The 16,250-nt window shown below is 71.9% G+C and carries 19 protein-coding genes; 13 read left to right on the forward strand and 6 right to left on the reverse strand.

All coding sequences use genetic code 11. The annotated features are described in order from the left end of the window. The first annotated feature begins 192 nt into the window (after positions 1-192). The 9 genes from ACFVVA_RS29080 (at position 193) to ACFVVA_RS29120 (ending at position 6,557) form a co-directional block, all read left to right on the forward strand. On the forward strand, positions 193-1,326 hold the full coding sequence (locus tag ACFVVA_RS29080) for a PhoH family protein (protein WP_380348012.1): 1,134 nt from the start codon (positions 193-195) through the stop codon (positions 1,324-1,326). A 14-nt stretch (positions 1,327-1,340) separates the two neighbouring features. Next, positions 1,341-1,835, forward strand: coding sequence for an rRNA maturation RNase YbeY (gene ybeY, locus ACFVVA_RS29085; protein WP_380542304.1), 495 nt, complete (start codon positions 1,341-1,343; stop codon positions 1,833-1,835). Between the two features lie 19 nt (positions 1,836-1,854). After that, positions 1,855-3,180, forward strand: coding sequence for a hemolysin family protein (locus ACFVVA_RS29090; protein ID WP_387693760.1), 1,326 nt, complete (start codon positions 1,855-1,857; stop codon positions 3,178-3,180). Positions 3,181-3,213: 33 nt separating this feature from the next. Continuing rightward, positions 3,214-3,450, forward strand: a complete 237-nt coding sequence (locus ACFVVA_RS29095; RefSeq protein WP_359903026.1) for a hypothetical protein — start codon at positions 3,214-3,216, stop codon at positions 3,448-3,450. A 26-nt stretch (positions 3,451-3,476) separates the two neighbouring features. Continuing rightward, complete coding sequence (locus ACFVVA_RS29100; protein ID WP_387693761.1) at positions 3,477-4,025, forward strand: DUF4383 domain-containing protein; 549 nt, start codon at positions 3,477-3,479, stop codon at positions 4,023-4,025. A 28-nt stretch (positions 4,026-4,053) separates the two neighbouring features. Then, positions 4,054-4,407 (forward strand): cytidine deaminase, encoded by a 354-nt coding sequence (locus ACFVVA_RS29105; protein ID WP_359903020.1) that lies wholly within the window; start codon positions 4,054-4,056, stop codon positions 4,405-4,407. A 147-nt stretch (positions 4,408-4,554) separates the two neighbouring features. Then, complete coding sequence (locus ACFVVA_RS29110) at positions 4,555-4,731, forward strand: hypothetical protein (RefSeq protein WP_387693762.1); 177 nt, start codon at positions 4,555-4,557, stop codon at positions 4,729-4,731. Between the two features lie 70 nt (positions 4,732-4,801). Then, positions 4,802-5,731, forward strand: coding sequence for a GTPase Era (gene era, locus ACFVVA_RS29115; RefSeq protein WP_387693763.1), 930 nt, complete (start codon positions 4,802-4,804; stop codon positions 5,729-5,731). Positions 5,732-5,915: 184 nt separating this feature from the next. Beyond that, on the forward strand, positions 5,916-6,557 hold the full coding sequence (locus tag ACFVVA_RS29120) for an alpha/beta fold hydrolase (RefSeq protein WP_387693764.1): 642 nt from the start codon (positions 5,916-5,918) through the stop codon (positions 6,555-6,557). 18 nt (positions 6,558-6,575) lie between these two features. Here ACFVVA_RS29120 and ACFVVA_RS29125 read toward each other — a convergent pair whose 3' ends face one another. Together ACFVVA_RS29125 and ACFVVA_RS29130 are read right to left on the reverse strand one after the other, a co-directional pair. Next, entirely contained in the window at positions 6,576-6,842 is a 267-nt protein-coding gene (locus ACFVVA_RS29125; protein WP_359903011.1) for a protealysin inhibitor emfourin, read from the reverse strand. A 164-nt stretch (positions 6,843-7,006) separates the two neighbouring features. Beyond that, positions 7,007-8,029, reverse strand: a complete 1,023-nt coding sequence (locus tag ACFVVA_RS29130) for a M4 family metallopeptidase (RefSeq protein ID WP_387693765.1) — start codon at positions 8,027-8,029, stop codon at positions 7,007-7,009. 341 nt (positions 8,030-8,370) lie between these two features. Between ACFVVA_RS29130 and leuA the strand changes: the two genes are divergently transcribed. From leuA to ACFVVA_RS29150, 4 genes are all read left to right on the forward strand, one after another. Beyond that, positions 8,371-10,167: a 2-isopropylmalate synthase gene (gene leuA / locus ACFVVA_RS29135; protein ID WP_387693766.1), complete on the forward strand. Its 1,797-nt coding sequence runs from the start codon at positions 8,371-8,373 to the stop codon at positions 10,165-10,167. A gap of 359 nt (positions 10,168-10,526) precedes the next feature. Continuing rightward, positions 10,527-11,072, forward strand: a complete 546-nt coding sequence (locus ACFVVA_RS29140) for a TerB family tellurite resistance protein (protein ID WP_359903002.1) — start codon at positions 10,527-10,529, stop codon at positions 11,070-11,072. Between the two features lie 281 nt (positions 11,073-11,353). Further along, the gene (recO, locus tag ACFVVA_RS29145) at positions 11,354-12,100 is read left to right on the forward strand and encodes a DNA repair protein RecO (RefSeq protein ID WP_359903000.1); all 747 of its coding nucleotides are present in this window, start codon (positions 11,354-11,356) and stop codon (positions 12,098-12,100) included. A 4-nt stretch (positions 12,101-12,104) separates the two neighbouring features. Next, positions 12,105-12,938 (forward strand): isoprenyl transferase, encoded by an 834-nt coding sequence (locus ACFVVA_RS29150; RefSeq protein ID WP_387693767.1) that lies wholly within the window; start codon positions 12,105-12,107, stop codon positions 12,936-12,938. Positions 12,939-13,053: 115 nt separating this feature from the next. Here the strand turns inward: ACFVVA_RS29150 and ACFVVA_RS29155 are convergent, their stop codons facing one another. From ACFVVA_RS29155 to ACFVVA_RS29170, 4 genes are read right to left on the reverse strand one after another with little or no spacing between them, the layout of a single operon-like run. Then, on the reverse strand, positions 13,054-13,464 hold the full coding sequence (locus ACFVVA_RS29155; RefSeq protein WP_189918013.1) for a Fur family transcriptional regulator: 411 nt from the start codon (positions 13,462-13,464) through the stop codon (positions 13,054-13,056). A gap of 35 nt (positions 13,465-13,499) precedes the next feature. Further along, positions 13,500-14,429 carry a metal ABC transporter permease gene (locus ACFVVA_RS29160; RefSeq protein ID WP_387693768.1) on the reverse strand — a complete coding sequence of 310 codons (930 nt, stop codon included), beginning with the start codon at positions 14,427-14,429 and terminating at the stop codon, positions 13,500-13,502. Continuing rightward, positions 14,426-15,190, reverse strand: coding sequence for a metal ABC transporter ATP-binding protein (locus tag ACFVVA_RS29165; RefSeq protein ID WP_387693769.1), 765 nt, complete (start codon positions 15,188-15,190; stop codon positions 14,426-14,428). The genes ACFVVA_RS29160 and ACFVVA_RS29165 overlap by 4 nt, the downstream gene beginning before the upstream one ends. Positions 15,191-15,204: 14 nt before the next feature. Continuing rightward, complete coding sequence (locus tag ACFVVA_RS29170; RefSeq protein ID WP_387693770.1) at positions 15,205-16,245, reverse strand: metal ABC transporter substrate-binding protein; 1,041 nt, start codon at positions 16,243-16,245, stop codon at positions 15,205-15,207. Positions 16,246-16,250 lie beyond the last annotated feature (5 nt).

Genomic DNA, 16,250 nt, shown 5'->3' on the forward strand with positions numbered 1-16,250 from the left:
GGCCCGGGAACCGCCGAGCCGCGGCCGGCGGGAAAAATACGCTCGCATCGGCCTCCGATCTGCCGCAGCATCGTCGGGTGCGGCCCCGCCGCCCGCCACGGCGATCACGCTCGCGGCGTACCCTGGTGCCCCGGAGACACCGAGCGGCACCCGAGACCACGGATGGGATGAGGCAGGCCCCAGCGCCGACCTATGAGTGACACATCGCAGACCCGTACCAACGGACAGTCGCGCACCGAACCGGCCGACGACGGCCGCGTCAGCGCCCGGATCGTCATCCCCGAGAAGCACCCGATGGTCACCCTGCTCGGCACCGCGGACTCGCTGCTGCGCGTGATCGAGCAGGGCTTCCCCGCCGCCGACATCCACGTCCGCGGCAACGAGGTGACCGCCACCGGAGCCCGGGCCGAGGTCGCCCTCGTGCAGCGGCTCTTCAACGAGATGATGCTGGTGCTGCGCACCGGCCAGCCCCTGACGGAGGACTCCGTGGAGCGCTCCATCGCCATGCTCCGCAGCCAGGAACAGGACCCGGACAGCCCGGCGCCCTCCCAGGTGTTCACCGCGAACATCCTGTCCAACCGGGGCCGCACGATCCGCCCGAAGACCCTCAACCAGCAGCGCTACGTCGACGCGATCGACAAGCACACGATCGTCTTCGGCCTCGGCCCGGCCGGCACCGGCAAGACCTACCTGGCGATGGCGAAGGCCGTCCAGGCCCTCCAGGCCAAGGAGGTCAACCGGATCATCCTGACCCGCCCGGCGGTCGAGGCGGGGGAGCGGCTGGGCTTCCTGCCCGGCACCCTCTACGAGAAGATCGACCCGTACCTGCGCCCGCTGTACGACGCGCTGCACGACATGATGGACCCGGACTCCATCCCGCGCCTGATGGCGGCCGGCACCATCGAGGTCGCCCCGCTCGCGTACATGCGCGGCCGCACCCTCAACGACGCCTTCATCATCCTCGACGAGGCCCAGAACACCTCGCCCGAGCAGATGAAGATGTTCCTCACCCGCCTCGGGTTCAACTCCCGGGTGGTGGTCACCGGCGACACCAGCCAGATCGACCTCCCGGGCGGCACCCGCAGCGGACTCAAGGTCGTCCAGGAGATCCTGGCCGACGTGCCCGACATCCACTTCTCCGTCCTCACCAGCACCGACGTGGTCCGCCACAAGCTGGTCGGCCGGATCGTGGACGCCTACGAGCGCTGGGACGCCCGGCAGGAGGCCGAGGACGGCTCCCCGGCTCCCCGCAAGCCCGCCCAGCGGCGCCCCGGCAAGGCCACCGCGCCCCGCGCTCCCCGACAGTCCCATCGCACCGAAAGCTGAGCACACAGCCCGTCATGTCGATCGACATCGCCAACGAGTCCGGTTGGGAAGCCGACGAGGAGTCCATCCTCGACGTCGCCCGCTTCGCCCTGGACAAGATGCGGATCCACCCGCAGTCAGAACTGTCCGTGATCCTGGTGGACAGTGCGGCGATGGAGGAGCTGCACATCCAGTGGATGGACCTGCCCGGGCCCACCGACGTGATGTCCTTCCCGATGGACGAGCTGCGTCCCGGCAAGGAGGGCGACGAGCTGCCGCAGGGCCTGCTCGGCGACATCGTGCTCTGCCCCGAGGTCGCCGAGCAGCAGGGCCAGGCCGCCCCCTCCAAGCACTCGATGGACGAGGAGCTGCAACTGCTCACCGTGCACGGGGTGCTGCACGTCCTCGGCTACGACCACGAGGAGCCGGAGGAAGAGGAGGAGATGTTCGCCCTCCAGAAGCGCATCCTGGACGACTGGCGGGCGGGCCGCGGCCTCGGCGGCATCTCCCCGGCCCCCACCACCCACTGAGCGCGGAGCCCGAACCCCTGTGAGTGGTGAGAGTACGAGCTTCATCCTCGGTGCCGTGCTGCTCGTCGTGCTCGGCTGGCTGGCCGCGTGCGCCGAGGCGGGCATCTCCCGGGTCTCCCGGTTCCGGGCGGAGGAGGCGGTGCGCAGCGGCCGGCGCGGCTCCGCGCGGCTGCTGACCGTCGCCTCCGACCCGATCCGCTACCTCAACCTGGCCACCCTGATCCGGGTGGCCAGCGAGATGGCGGCGGCCGTCCTGGTCACCGTGGTGTGCGTGCGCAACGTGGCGCCCACCTGGCAGGCCGTGCTGCTGGCGTTCGGCGTGATGGTGCTGGTGTCCTTCGTCGCGGTGGGGGTCTCGCCGCGCACGATCGGGCGCCAGCACCCGATCACCACGGCGACCGCGGCCTCCTTCGTGCTGCTGCCGCTGGCCGCGGTGCTGGGCCCGATCCCGCGGCTGCTGATCCTGCTCGGCAACGCGCTGACTCCGGGCAAGGGCTACCGGGAGGGTCCGTTCGCCTCGGAGGCGGAGCTGCGGGCCCTGGTGGACCTCGCCGGGAAGGACGACCTGATCGAGGACGAGGAGCGCCGGATGGTGCACTCGGTCTTCGAGCTGGGCGACACCATCGTGCGCGAGGTGATGGTGCCGCGCACCGACCTGGTGATGATCGAGCGGCACAAGACCGTCCGGCAGGCGCTCACCCTGGCGCTGCGCTCCGGCTTCTCGCGCATCCCGGTGGTCGGCGACAACGAGGACGACGTGGTCGGCATCGTCTACCTCAAGGACCTGGTGCGGCGCACCCACATCAACCGGGACGCGGAGTCCGAGGAGGTCGGCGCGGTGATGCGCCCGGCCGTCTTCGTCCCCGACTCCAAGCCGGCCGGCGACCTGCTGCGCGAGATGCAGCAGCGCCGCTCGCACGTGGCGATCGTGATCGACGAGTACGGCGGCACGGCCGGGCTGGTCACCATCGAGGACATCCTGGAGGAGATCGTCGGCGAGATCACCGACGAGTACGACCGGGAGATCGCCCCGGTGGAGGACCTCGGCGACGGCTCGTACCGGATCACCGCCCGGCTGCTGGTGGAGGACCTGGGCGAGCTGTTCGGCATCGAGCTGGAGGACGAGGACGTCGAGACCGTCGGCGGCCTGCTGGCCAAGCACCTGGGCCGGGTGCCGATCCCCGGCTCGTCCTGCGAGATCCCGCTGCCCGAGCCGGTCGGGGGCGGCCTGACCGGCATCCTGCTGACCGCCGAGTCCTCGGCCGGCCGCCGCAACCGGATCGGCTCCATGGTCGCCGCCCCCGTCCGCCGCACCGAGGACGCCGGGGCCCCGGCGGGCGAGTAGCGGGCGGGCGGTCGCCGAGCGACCATGGAGGGCATGACGCACAAACTTCGCGCGGAGTACGGCCCGCAGGGGGCGGCCGGCGGAGTCAAGTCCTGGCACGTGGTGCGGGACGAGGACCTGTCGGTGGCGCTCTGCGGCCGGGACATGCCCGACGACGCCGAGACGCGGCCCGAGGAGGAGTGGGGCACCGGGCTTCGCTGCTGCCAGCAGTGCGGCTCGCTCTACATGCACGAGACCCCGCACATGGAGAAGCTCCATCCCTACAGCTAGACCATGGCCGAGCTCTGGAGGTCGCCATGAAGCTGCAAGACACGCTGAAGCCCGTCGACCGCCGTCTCGCCATGGTGTGGCGGATCGGGGCGGGGGCCGGGGGGATCTTCCTGATCGTGTTCGGGAGCCTGGGGCTGGCCGACCACCCCGGTTTCCTGTCCACCCACGGCGACCAGGTCGCCGGGCTGTCGACCAACGGGGCGCTGAGCATCCTGTCCATCGTGGCGGGCGCGGTCCTGCTGGTGGGGGCGGTGATCGGCGGGAACTTCGCGTCCAACCTCAACATGGCGGTGGGCGTGCTGTTCGTCCTGTCCGGTTTCTACGGCCTGACGGTGCTGGAGCGGCCGGAGGCGAACATCCTCAACTTCCGGATGTCGAACGTGCTGTTCGCGTTCATCTTCGGGATCGTCCTGACGACCTTCGGGATGTACGGCCGGGTGAGCAGCCACCTGCCGCACGACAACCCGTTCTGGCGCCAGCGCATCGGGCGCGAGGAGCCGATGCCGTCCGGGCCGAAGACCTTCGTCAAGGTCCTGCACCCGAACCCGGGGCCGACCCACCCGGTCGGCCACTGAGCGGCGCCGGGTGCCTATGCTCGGCGGCATGAGTGACATCGTCGAGCTCGACCCCGAAGACAAGAAGATCATCACCCTGGCCCGCTCGGCCCGCGCCCGCAACGGCGTCGCCGAGGGGGCCGCGGTGCGTGACGAGACCGGACGCACCTACGTGGCCGGGACGGTCGCGCTGGAGTCGCTGCGGCTGAGCGCCCTCCAGGCGGCGGTGGCGATGGCGGTGGCCAGCGGCGCCAGGTCGCTGGAGGCGGCGGCCGTGGTGAGCGAGGCGGAGCAGCCGGCCGAGGCGGACCTGGCGGCCGTGCGGGACCTGGGCGGGGCCGGGACGCCGGTGCTGCTGGCCGGGCCGGACGGGGCGCTGCGGGTGTCCGCCGAGGCGCGCTGAGGCCCGGCGGGGCCCGGTGGGAGGCCTGGGCGGGGTCGCCGGGGGCCGTGCCCCGGGCCTTCGGCGGCCGTGTCGAGGGGCATGGTCCCGGCCCACGCCCGGCAGATAATCTCACCGGGGGAGTGGATGCGCTGAGGGGGCTGGGGCATGGGGGCGGTGGCGTTCTTCGCCGGGCTGCTGCTGTTCGTGATGGGGCTGGGCAAGTGGCAGGAGACCAGGTCGGAGCTCTGGCTCTTCGGCTCGCTCGGCTTCCTGCTGGTGCTGGTGGTGGTCTCGCTGATCCCCACCGACGGCAAGGGCGGGAAGGGCGGGAAGAAGGGCTGAACGCGCCCCCGAACACCCCCGGGGGTGGGCCCGGACGGCGGGGCTCCGGTGATCAGGGAGAATGGAGCCCATGAATGCCCCTTCCTCCTCGTACCGCTCCGGGTTCGCGTGCTTCGTCGGCCGGCCCAACGCGGGCAAGTCGACCCTGACCAACGCCCTGGTGGGGACGAAGGTCGCGATCACCTCCGACCGCCCGCAGACCACCCGGCACACCGTGCGCGGCATCGTGCACCGCCCGGACGCCCAGCTCGTCCTGGTCGACACCCCCGGCCTGCACAAGCCGCGCACCCTGCTCGGCGAACGCCTCAACGACCTGGTCCGCAGCACCTGGGCCGAGGTCGACGTGATCGGCTTCTGCCTGCCCGCCGACCAGAAGATCGGCCCCGGCGACAAGTTCATCGCCAAGGAGATCGCCGGGATCAAGAAGACCCCGAAGGTCGCCATCGTCACCAAGACCGACCTGGTCGACTCCAAGCGCCTGGCCGAGCAGCTGATCGCCATCCACCAGCTCGGCATCGAGCTGGGCTTCGAGTGGGCCGAGATCATCCCGGTCTCCGCCGTGGGCGACAAGCAGGTGGAACTGGTCGCCGACCTTCTCACCAAGCTGCTGCCGGAGGGCGACCAGCTCTACCCGGAAGGCGACCTCACCGACGAGCCCGAGCAGATCATGGTCGCCGAGCTGATCCGCGAGGCCGCGCTGGAGGGCGTGCGCGACGAACTGCCGCACTCGCTGGCCGTGGTGGTCGAGGAGATGCTGCCGCGCGAGGGCCGCCCGGCGGACCGCCCGCTGCTGGACATCCACGCCAACGTCTACATCGAGCGGCAGAGCCAGAAGGCGATCGTGATCGGCGCCAAGGGCTCGCGGCTCAAGCACGTCGGCACCACCGCCCGCAAGCACATCGAGGCGCTGCTCGGCACGCCGGTCTACCTGGACCTGCACGTCAAGGTCGCCAAGGACTGGCAGCGCGACCCCAAGCAGCTGCGCAAGCTCGGCTTCTGAGTCCGGGCTCCGGACCGGCGGGTTCGAGCCACCGGGAGGCCCTGGGCCCGTTCGGACGTTGTGCGTCCGGGCGGGCCCTCGCCGTGGTCCGGCCGTACGCGACGTCAGAAGGGGCACAGCGCGATGAAGTTGCACACCCGGGAGTGGGCGCGGGGACCGGCTGGCCGTGCTGGTGCACGGCATCATGTCCGACCACCGCACCTGGCGGCTGATCGGTCCGGCGCTGGCCGAGCGGGGCTACCGGGTGCTCGCGGTGGACCTGCGCGGGCACGGGCGCAGCCCGCGCGGCACCGGCGGGAGCCCGCTGGAGCGCTACCCCCTGGAGGCGTACTCCGACGACCTGGTGGAGAACCTGCCGACCGGCGTCGAGCTCGCGATCGGCCACTCGCTGGGCGGCATCGCGCTGGCGGGCGCGGTCGAACGGCTGGAGCCGGCCCGCGCGGTGTACGTCGATCCGGCCTGGCGGTTCGCCCAGACCGGGATGGACCCGCGGGTGATGGCTGAGCTGAGGCACCTCACCCGGGAGCAGATCGTCGCGCTCAGCCCGAGCTGGGAGCCGGACGACGTGGACGCCGAACTCGCCGCCGCGGCCGCCTGGGACGAGGACTCGGCGTGGGCCCTGGCCGACCAGAGCTCGGACCTGCCGGCCGGGCCGGCGGTGCCCTCGCTGGCGGTGCTGGCCGACCGCAGCCTGCTGGTGGACGCGTCCAGCGCCCGGGCGCTGCGCGCCCGGGGCTTCGAGGTGCGCACCGTGCCCGGCGCGGGCCACACCGTCCACCGGGACGACCCGGCCGGCTTCCTGGCCGCGCTCGACGGCTGGCTCTGACCCTCCGGGGCCCTGGTGCTACGCGCCCTCGCGCAGCACCAGGGAGATCAGCTCGCGCTGCGAGTCGGTGAGCTTCGGGTCGGCGCAGTACACCGACCGGCCGTCGACGGTGATCTCGTAGTGGAAGCCGTCCGGCACCCCGTACGAGGGCGCGCGCAGCCCGCCCGCGACGGCCTCGCGGGCGAGCGCGTGCACGTGCGGGGCGTCCGTGCGGTCGGCGGTGTCGATCTCCGCCTGGCGGACGAGCCCCGCGAAACCGCCGGTCCGGGTCACCTGGATACGCATGGTGTCCATGGTGCTACGCAGGGAGGGGTTTTGCCGGGCTTTTCCCGGACCGTGACCTTAAGCCCGCCTCAACCCGGTCTCAACCACCCTTCAGGCGCGCTCCGGTGGCTCCGGACGGGCTCCCGGGGCTCCGGGCGAGCCCCGCGGGCCGCGCCCCCGGAGGGTCACCCCGGGCTGACCCCGACCTGCGCCCAGGAGGCCGTGACGGTGTCCACGACCGACCGGTCGTCGGGGTAGCGGGCCTTGGCGGCGGCCACGGTGGCCCGGGCGAAGGCGGTGAAGTCGGCGTCGGCGGGCAGCGTGCGCCCGGTCAGCGCGTCGTACCAGATCCGCCCCGCGCGCTCCCAGGCCGAGCCGCCGAGCGCGGTGGCCAGCAGGTAGAACGCGTGGTTGGGGATGCCGGAGTTGATGTGCACCCCGCCGTTGTCCTGGGAGGTGTTCACGTAGTCCCGCATGTGCGCGGGCTGCGGGTCCTTGCCCAACTGCGGGTCGTCGTAGGCGGTGCCGGGCGCCTTCATCGAGCGCAGCGCCACGCCCTGCACGCCCGGGGCGAGCAGCCCGGCGCCGATCAGCCAGTCGGCGTCGGCGGCGCTCTGGTGCAGCGAGTACTGCTTGACCAGCGAGCCGAAGACGTCGGAGACCGACTCGTTGAGCGCGCCGGGCTGGTCCTGGTAGTCCAGCCCGGCGGTGAACTGGGTGACGCCGTGGGTGAGTTCGTGGCCGATGACGTCGATGCAGGCGGTGAAGTCGCCGAACACCACGTTGTCGCCATCGCCGAACACCATCTGGTGGCCGTTCCAGAAGGCGTTGTCGTAGTTGCGGCCGTAGTGGACGCTGGCGTCCAGCCGCAGGTTCCGGTCGTCGATCGAGTGCCGGCCGAAGACGTCGGCGTAGAGCGCGAAGGTGGCGCCGAGGCCGTCGTAGGCGTGGTTGACGGAGCTGTCGGAGGACGCGCCGCGGCCCTCGGTGCGCACGCTGCGCCCGGGCAGCCGCTGGCCGTGTCCGGCGTCGTAGATCACCCGGTTGAGGCCCGGGGCGGCGGCGACGGGCGGGGGCGGGGAGAGTCGGGCCGCGCGGTGCGCCGCGTCGAGGGCCAGGGAGTGGACGGCGGGCTCGTGACCGGCCTCGGCGAGGCGGTCCAGGACGTACGGCGGGACGATCGTGCAGATCGGTACTGCTGCAGTCATGTGGCCCAGGGTGAGGCTTCGATGACCGGTTGTCACCACCTTTGGCATGACCGGTCGACGTCTCAAGGAGTGGAACGGAAGCCCGGATCACTTCGGGGGCGTGCGGCGCTGGGTTACGCTGGGGCCATCATGCGCAACGGGCTGCTTCTTCTTAGCTGCCGCGTCGAGGGCCTGTAGTCCACCGGGCCGGCACCCTCGCCGCGGGGAACGAGCTGTGCGCGCGATCGGCGATCCAATGGTGTATCGCGAGCGGCAGCCGAGGCCGGCCAGTCGGTGTCGACCAGGTGTTGACCCCTCCCGACCCGCCCGCACCACGCATCACAGGAAGCCGAGTCACCTCCATGACCGAGCAGAACTCCGCCGCGTCCGTTCCCGCCGGCCGTCCCTTCGTCGACCGCCCCACCCCGATCACCGCCGCCTCGGTGCGCCAGCGGCCCTCGGGCATGCGTCACGGGCGCTACCTGCCGTTCGGCACCGTCGACCTGGCGGACCGCAGCTGGCCGGAGAAGGTGATCACCAAGGCGCCGCGCTGGCTCTCCACCGATCTGCGCGACGGCAACCAGGCGCTGATCGACCCGATGTCGCCGGCCCGCAAGCGCATGATGTTCGACCTGCTGGTGAAGATGGGCTACAAGGAGATCGAGGTCGGCTTCCCCTCCTCCGGGGCCACCGACCACGCCTTCGTGCGCTCGCTGATCGAGGAGGGGGCGATCCCCGAGGACGTCACCATCTCGGTGCTGACCCAGGCCCGCGAGGAGCTGATCGAGAAGACCGTGGAGTCGCTGGTCGGAGCCCCGCGGGCGACCGTCCACCTGTACAACGCGACCGCGCCGCTGTTCCGCCGGGTGGTGTTCCGTAACGACAGGGCGGCCACCAGGGCGATCGCCACCGAGGGCACCCGGCTGGTGATGGAGTACGCGGAGAAGCTGCTGGGCGACGACACCGTCTTCGGCTACCAGTACTCGCCGGAGATCTTCGTCGACACCGAGCTGGACTTCGCGCTGGAGGTCTGCGAGGCGGTCATGGACGTCTGGCAGCCGGGCGAGGGCCGCGAGATCATCCTGAACCTGCCCGCCACCGTCGAGCGGGCCACCCCGAACGTCCAGGCCGACCAGTTCGAGTGGATGTCGCGCCACCTGTCCCGCCGCGAGTTCGTCTGCCTGTCGGTGCACCCGCACAACGACCGCGGCACCGCCGTCGCCTCCGCCGAGCTGTCCTACATGGCGGGTGCCGACCGCATCGAGGGCTGCCTGTTCGGCCAGGGCGAGCGGACCGGCAACGTCGACCTGGTGACGCTGGGGATGAACCTGTTCTCGCAGGGCATCGACCCGCAGATCGACTTCTCCGACATCGACGAGGTGCGCCGCACCGCCGAGTACTGCAACCAGATGGAGGTGCACCCGCGCCACCCGTACGCCGGCGACCTGGTGTACACCTCCTTCTCCGGCTCGCACCAGGACGCCATCAAGAAGGGCTTCGACGTCCTGGAGGCGGACGCCAGGGCCGCGGGCGTACCGGTGCACGAGCACACCTGGGGCGTGCCGTACCTGCCGATCGACCCGAAGGACGTCGGCCGCACCTACGAGGCGGTCATCCGGGTCAACAGCCAGTCCGGCAAGGGCGGCGTGGCGTACGTGCTGAAGAACGACCACAAGCTGGACCTGCCGCGCCGGATGCAGATCGAGTTCTCCCGGATCATCCAGGCCAAGACCGACGCCGAGGGCGGCGAGGTCAGCCCGGCCGAGATCTGGCGGGTCTTCGAGGACGAGTACCTGCCGACCACCGACAACCCGTGGGGCCGGATCTCGCTGAGCGGTTCGCGCACCCTGACCACCGAGGACGGCCGGGACGCGCTGACCGCCGAGGCCCTGGTGGACGGCGTCCCGACCACCCTGACCGGTGCCGGCAACGGCCCGGTCTCGGCCTTCGCCGACGCGCTGGCCCGGATCGGCGTGGACGTGCGCGTCCTGGACTACGCCGAGCACGCGCTGAGCGAGGGCGGCGACGCCCAGGCCGCCGCGTACGTGGAGTGCGCGGTGGACGGCAAGGTGCTGTGGGGCGTGGGCATCGACGGCAACACCGTGCTGGCCTCGCTGAAGGCCATGATCAGCGCCGTCAACCGCTCGCAGCGCGGCTAATTCGAACGAGTGGTGTGCGAAGGGCCGTCCCGCGGGGCGGCCCTTCGCCGTGCCGGCCTGGGGTTGTGTCCTGCGCCACATTTTTTCGAATCGGAAGCCGTTCGAGGTACTGACACGTGCCGGTAACCGTGGCAACATCGATCCACCGGAAAGCCGGGTCGGTGGGACGGCCTCGGTGTCCGGTCGCGTGACCTGCCCATTGTCGAGCAGGCCGCCTGCCATGTCTGGGGAGTGGCGCCGTGACCAGGTTGTGGGGTGTTCGCCCGCGGTGGCGGACTGACGTTCTCGGTGACTTCTTCTGCCCTGGCTGTGGCGGGGACCGCAACTACCGCCGGCAGCACGGCCGGCGGTGGCTGCGGTTGCTGGGGACCCCGGTGGTCCCGCTCGGTCCGGTGATCGGCAGTGTGCAGTGCACCAGCTGCCACGGCCGGTACGGCGTCGAGAGCCTGGAGCAGCCCACCAGCGTGCGCCTCGGCGCGATGCTGCGGGACGCCCAGTACACCATCGCACTGGCCCTGCTCGCGGCCGGCGGCACCGCCCACCGGGCGGCCCGCGACGCGGCCTGCGCGGCGGTCCGCGAGGCCGGGTTCGAGGACTGCGGCGAGGCCCAGGTGCTGGCCGCGCTCGCCGCGCTCTCCGGGCTCGGCGGCGAACTCCACGACGCCCGGGGGATGTCCGGCGGACTGGCCGTCGAACTGCACGCGGTGCTCGAACCGCTCACCCCGCACCTGGCCCACCACGGCCGCGAGCGGCTGCTGCTGCAGGGCGCGGCGATCGCCCTGGCGGACGGGCGCTACCTGCCGCAGGAGCGCGACGCGCTCGCCGCGGTCGGGGGCTGCCTGGACCTGCCGAAGTCCCGGGTCGGGGCGCTGCTGGAGGCGGCGACCAGGACCCCGTACAAGTAGCACCGCCGGCCGGCCCGCCCGCAGCGCTGCTCGCCGACCACCTCTCACCGCTCACGATCACCGCTCACGATCACTGCTCGCGATCACCGGCCACCGCCACCGCCCGCCGAGCGTCGTCCGGACCTCCGGAACCCGCAGACCATCTCCGAATCCCCCACAACGGGCCTTGGACTCCCCACCCCGGGCCCGCCGTGACCCGCACCGCATGGCCTCCCCCACGGCCGCCGGTGCGGGCAACACGGCTGTCCGGCGCCGGGGGGCGGTGGGGGAGAATGGTCCCCATGAGTCTTTTCCGGGACGACGGCGTCGTGCTGCGGGCGCAGAAGCTCGGCGAGGCCGATCGGATCATCACCCTGCTGACCCGCAAGTACGGCAAGGTGCGGGCGGTGGCGCGCGGGGTGCGGAAGACCAAGTCCAAGTTCGGTGCCCGCCTGGAGCCGTTCTCGCACGTGGACGTGCAGTTCTTCAGCCGGGGGAGTGAGCTGATCGGCCGCGGATTGCCGCTCTGTACCCAGGTGGAGACCATCGCGCCGTACGGCGGCCCGATCGTCGCCGACTACGGCCGCTACACGGCCGGCACCGCGATGCTGGAGACCGCCGAGCGGTTCGCCGAGAACGAGGGCGAGCCGGCCGTCCAGCAGTACCTGCTGCTGGTCGGCGGGCTGCGCACGCTGGCGGCCGGGCTGCACGAGTCGCACCTGGTACTGGACGCCTTCCTGCTGCGCTCGCTCGCGGTGAACGGGTACGGCGCGAGCTTCACCGACTGCGCCAAATGCGGCTTGGAAGGGCCGAACCGTTTCTTCTCCCTCCCCGCGGGCGGGGTGCTCTGCGGGGACTGCCGAGTGCCTGGATGTGCCGTACCCTCCCCTGAGACACTGGTACTGCTCGGGGCGCTGCTGTCAGGGGACTGGCAGACGGCCGACGCCTGCGAGCCGCGGTACTGGCGGGAGGGCAGCGGCCTGGTCGCGGCCTATCTGCAGTGGCACCTGGAGCGGGGCATCCGCTCGATGAGATACGTGGAGAAGTGAGCACATGGCAGCGCGACGGCTCTTCGGCGGCGGCAAGCAGCGGACGTACGTCCCCCCGACCCCGCACCCCAGCGGCGCACAGCCCCCGAAGATCCCCGGCGAGCTGGTCCCCGAGCACGTCGCGATCGTGATGGACGGCAACGGCCGCTGGGCCAAGGAGCGCGGGCTGCCCCGCACCGAGGGCCACAAGGTCGGCGAGACCGTGGTGCTGGACGTCCTCAAGGGCGCCATCGAGCTCGGCGTCAAGAACATCTCGCTGTACGCGTTCTCCACCGAGAACTGGAAGCGCTCGCCCGACGAGGTGAAGTTCCTGATGAACTTCAACCGGGACGTCATCGCCCGCCGCCGCGACGAGATGGACGCGATGGGCGTGCGGATCCGCTGGGCGGGCCGGATGCCCAAGCTGTGGAAGAGCGTCGTCCAGGAGCTCCAGGTCGCCGAGGAGCAGACCAAGGACAACGACGCCGTCACGCTCTACATGTGCGTCAACTACGGCGGCCGGGCCGAGCTCGCCGACGCGGCGCAGGCGATCGCCCAGGACGTCGCGGCCGGGAAGCTCGACCCGAAGAAGGTCAACGAGAAGACCCTGGCCAAGTACATGTACCACCCGGACATGCCGGACGTGGACCTCTTCCTGCGCCCCAGCGGCGAGCAGCGCACCTCCAACTTCCTTCTCTGGCAGTCGGCTTACGCCGAGTTCGTGTTCCAGGACGTGCTCTGGCCGGACTTCGACCGCCGTGACCTGTGGCGCGCCTGCGAGCAGTACGCGATGCGCGACCGGCGCTTCGGCGGGGCGATCCCCAACGAGGTCGGCGCGCCGGTGCCGTCCCAGCGCTGACGGGCGACGGCCCCGAGGGCCGTGCCGGACGCACCGGACGCGACGGCCGTATCGGACCAAAAGGAGAGGACCCGCCGGGATCTGCCCGGCGGGTCCTCTCCTTCGTGTCGGCGGCTCAGGCCTTCTTGGCGCACTCCGCACAGGTCCCGAAGATCTCCAGGGTGTGCGCGATGTCGCTGAAGCCGTGCTCGGCGGCGACCGAGTTGGCCCAGCGCTCCACCGCGGGGCCCTCCACCTCGACGGTCGCGCCGCAGTGCCGGCAGACCAGGTGGTGGTGGTGCCCGCTGCTGCACCGGCGGTAGACCGCCTCGCCGTCGGCGGTGCGCAGCACGTCCACCTCACCGGCGTCCGCGAGCGACTGGAGCGTGCGGTAGACCGTGGTCAGACCGACGGAGTCCCCGCGGTGCTTGAGCAGGTCGTGGAGCTCCTGCGCGCTGCGGAAGTCCGCGATCTCGTCCAGGGCTGCCGAGACGGCGGCACGCTGCCGGGTCGAGCGGGCGCGCGGCGACGGGCCTGCGGTGGTCACCGTGGGTCCTCCTGGGGTCGTGGGCGTCTCGCACATCATTGTGCCAGCCCGGCCCGCCGCTCAGGGGTGGTCGTGCCGGACGGCCCGGAGACGGCCTGCCCGGGCAGTTCGACGTCGCACACCTTCGGTCCGTTCTCGCCCGTGCCACGGTGGCGCCGCCGGGCCAGTGGCGCGGCGAGCAGGCTGAACACCGCGAAGACCGCGATGGCGAGCAGCACGATGGCCGGGCCGGAGGGCACGTCGAGGTGGTAGGAGCCGGTGACGCCGGCCAGCGAGACGACCACGCCGAGCGCGATCGAGGCGGCCTGGGTGGCGGCGAAGGAGCGGGTGAGCTGCTGGGCGGCGACCACCGGGACCACCATCAGCGCGCTGACCAGCAGCAGCCCGACCACCCGCATGGCGACCGTGACGGTGACCGCGGCCATCACCGCGAGCAGCAGGTTGAGGGTGCGCACCGGCACGCCGGTGACCCGGGCGAAGTCCTCGTCCTGGCAGATCGCGAAGAGCTGGCGGCGCAGGCCGACGGTGACCGCGATGACCACCGCGCCGAGCACCGCGATGGTGGCCAGGTCCGCGGGGGCGACGGTGAGGATCGAGCCCCACAGGTAGCTCTCCAGCGAGCCGGCCCCGGCCTGGGCGGACATCGAGACCAGCAGCTTGCCGCAGGCCATGCCGCCGTAGAAGAGCATCGCGAGGGCGATGTCGCCGCGCTGGTTGCCGCGCGAGCGGACCAGCTCCATGGTGACGGCGCCGAGCACGCAGACCAGCACGGCCATCCAGACCGGGCTGGTCTGGAAGATGAAGCCGAGGCCGACGCCGGTCATCGCGACGTGGCCCATGCCGTCGCCCATCAGGGCCTGGCGGCGCTGCACCAGGTAGATGCCGACGGCCGGGGCGGTGATCCCGACCAGGACGGCGGCGAGCAGGGCCCGCTGCATGAAGTCGTAGGACAGCATCTCGGTCATGCGAGCAGCCTCGGCGGGGTCAGGTCGGCGTGCGGGTGGACGTGGTCGTGGCCGGGCAGCGCGTGCAGGCCGGTGTTGGGCACGGGCGGGCCGTCGTGGGCGACGCAGCCGTCCCGCAGCACCACGGCGCGGTCGATCAGCGGTTCCAGCGGTCCGAGTTCGTGCAGCACGAGGAGGACGGAGGCGCCGCGGCCGACCTCGGTGCGCAGGGTGTCGGCGAGCACCTGCTGGCTGGCGGCGTCGACGCCGGCCATCGGCTCGTCCATGATCAGCAGGTCGGGGGAGCCGACCAGGGCGCGGGCGATCAGCACCCGCTGCTGCTGGCCGCCGGACAGGTCGGCCACGCCGTCCGAGGCCCGCTCCAGCATGCCGACGGCGGCCAGCGCGCGGTCCACCGCCTCGCGGTCCTTGCGGCGGAAGGGCAGCAGCCGGTGCTGCGGCAGCCGTCCGGTGGAGACCACCTCGCGCACGGTGGCGGGGACGCCGGAGGCGGCGGTGGTGCGCTGTGGGACGTACCCGATCCGGTGCCAGGCGCGGAAGGAGCGGAACGGGGCGCCGAACAGCTCCAGGGTGCCGTGCTCCAGCGGGACGGAGCCGATCACGGCCTTGACGGTGGTCGACTTGCCGGAGCCGTTGGCGCCCAGCAGGGCGACGACCTCTCCGGGCCGGACGGTGAGGTCGACGCCGCGCAGCACCGGCCGGCCGCCGCGCGAGGCGACGGCGTCACGGAGGCGGACGGCCGGGGGTATCGGGTCGGTCATGGTGCTCGGTCCCGTCAGTTCGCGGGGGCGGGGGTGGCGGCGTCGGTCCCGGCGGTGCCGGCCGGGGCGCCGAGGGCGTCCCGGAGGTTGGCCAGGTTCTGCTTCATCACGGTCAGGTAGTCGTCCTTGGACGGGTCCTTGACGCCCTCCAGCGGATCCAGGACGGCGGTCCTGAGGCCGAGGTCCTTGGCGACGGTCTCGGCGAGCTTGGGGCTGACCAGGGTCTCGAAGAAGACGGTGGAGACGCCGTTGTCCTTGGCGGCCTTCTGCACCGCGGCGAGGCGGGCCGGGGTGGGCTCGGACTCCGGGTCGACGCCGTTGATGGCGACCTGGGTGAGGCCGTAGTGGTCGGCGAGGTAGCCGAACGCGGCGTGGCTGGTGACGAAGGTCCGGGTCTTGGCGTCCTTCAGCCCGTCCCGGAACTCCTGGTCGAGCGCGGTGAGCCTGGTGACCAGCTCGTCGGTGTTCTTCCGGTAGTCCTCGGCGTGGGCCGGGTCGGCCTTGGCGAACTCGTCGCCGACGCTCTTGGCGATCGCCGCGTAGCGGGTCGGGTCGAGCCAGATGTGCGGGTCGCCGGCCGGGTCCTCGTGCTTGTGGCCGTCGGCCCCGTGGCCGTCGCCGCCGTGGTCGGCGTCCCCGGTGCCCTCGTCGAGGTGGTGGTCGACCAGCGGGCTGGCGGCGGTGGCGTCGATCTTGTGCTTGCTGGACGACTGCGCGACGGCCTGGTCGACGGTGGGCTGAAGGCCCTTGAGGTAGATGATCGCGTCGGCCTTCTGGACCGTGCCGACCTGCTTGGCGGTGAGCTCCAGCTCGTGCGGCTCGACGCCGGCGGCGGTCAGGTCGGTGACCGCGACGTGCTCCTTGCCGATCTGCTGGGCCAGGTACTCCATCGGGTAGAAGGAGGCGACGACCTTCAGCTTGCCCGTGCCGCTGTCGGCGCTGCTGCTGCCCCCGCAGGCGGTGAGGACGAGGGAGGCGGCGAGGGCGGCGGTGCCGAGGGCCATGGCGCGGCGGGTCCGGCGAGACAGTCCGAGTCGAGGCAGTCCGATCATCATGACAA

It is taken from the genome of Kitasatospora sp. NPDC058048 (genome assembly GCF_042885555.1).
Classification (GTDB): domain Bacteria; phylum Actinomycetota; class Actinomycetes; order Streptomycetales; family Streptomycetaceae; genus Kitasatospora; species Kitasatospora lactacystinica.

Excerpts from the sequence above, each read along its gene's own strand:
- ACFVVA_RS29110 (WP_387693762.1), top strand. The coding sequence starts at position 4,555 with ATGGGGGCGGTGGCGTTCTTCGCCGGGCTGCTGCTGTTCGTGATGGGG.
- ACFVVA_RS29120 (WP_387693764.1), top strand. The coding sequence starts at position 5,916 with ATGTCCGACCACCGCACCTGGCGGCTGATCGGTCCGGCGCTGGCCGAG.
- ACFVVA_RS29160 (WP_387693768.1), bottom strand. The coding sequence starts at position 14,429 with ATGACCGAGATGCTGTCCTACGACTTCATGCAGCGGGCCCTGCTCGCC.
- recO (WP_359903000.1), top strand. The coding sequence starts at position 11,354 with ATGAGTCTTTTCCGGGACGACGGCGTCGTGCTGCGGGCGCAGAAGCTC.
- ACFVVA_RS29130 (WP_387693765.1), bottom strand. The coding sequence starts at position 8,029 with ATGACTGCAGCAGTACCGATCTGCACGATCGTCCCGCCGTACGTCCTG.
- ybeY (WP_380542304.1), top strand. The coding sequence starts at position 1,341 with ATGTCGATCGACATCGCCAACGAGTCCGGTTGGGAAGCCGACGAGGAG.
- ACFVVA_RS29150 (WP_387693767.1), top strand. The coding sequence starts at position 12,105 with ATGGCAGCGCGACGGCTCTTCGGCGGCGGCAAGCAGCGGACGTACGTC.
- era (WP_387693763.1), top strand. The coding sequence starts at position 4,802 with ATGAATGCCCCTTCCTCCTCGTACCGCTCCGGGTTCGCGTGCTTCGTC.
- ACFVVA_RS29095 (WP_359903026.1), top strand. The coding sequence starts at position 3,214 with ATGACGCACAAACTTCGCGCGGAGTACGGCCCGCAGGGGGCGGCCGGC.
- ACFVVA_RS29100 (WP_387693761.1), top strand. The coding sequence starts at position 3,477 with ATGAAGCTGCAAGACACGCTGAAGCCCGTCGACCGCCGTCTCGCCATG.
- ACFVVA_RS29105 (WP_359903020.1), top strand. The coding sequence starts at position 4,054 with ATGAGTGACATCGTCGAGCTCGACCCCGAAGACAAGAAGATCATCACC.
- ACFVVA_RS29080 (WP_380348012.1), top strand. The coding sequence starts at position 193 with ATGAGTGACACATCGCAGACCCGTACCAACGGACAGTCGCGCACCGAA.
- ACFVVA_RS29165 (WP_387693769.1), bottom strand. The coding sequence starts at position 15,190 with ATGACCGACCCGATACCCCCGGCCGTCCGCCTCCGTGACGCCGTCGCC.
- leuA (WP_387693766.1), top strand. The coding sequence starts at position 8,371 with ATGACCGAGCAGAACTCCGCCGCGTCCGTTCCCGCCGGCCGTCCCTTC.
- ACFVVA_RS29125 (WP_359903011.1), bottom strand. The coding sequence starts at position 6,842 with ATGCGTATCCAGGTGACCCGGACCGGCGGTTTCGCGGGGCTCGTCCGC.
- ACFVVA_RS29170 (WP_387693770.1), bottom strand. The coding sequence starts at position 16,245 with ATGATGATCGGACTGCCTCGACTCGGACTGTCTCGCCGGACCCGCCGC.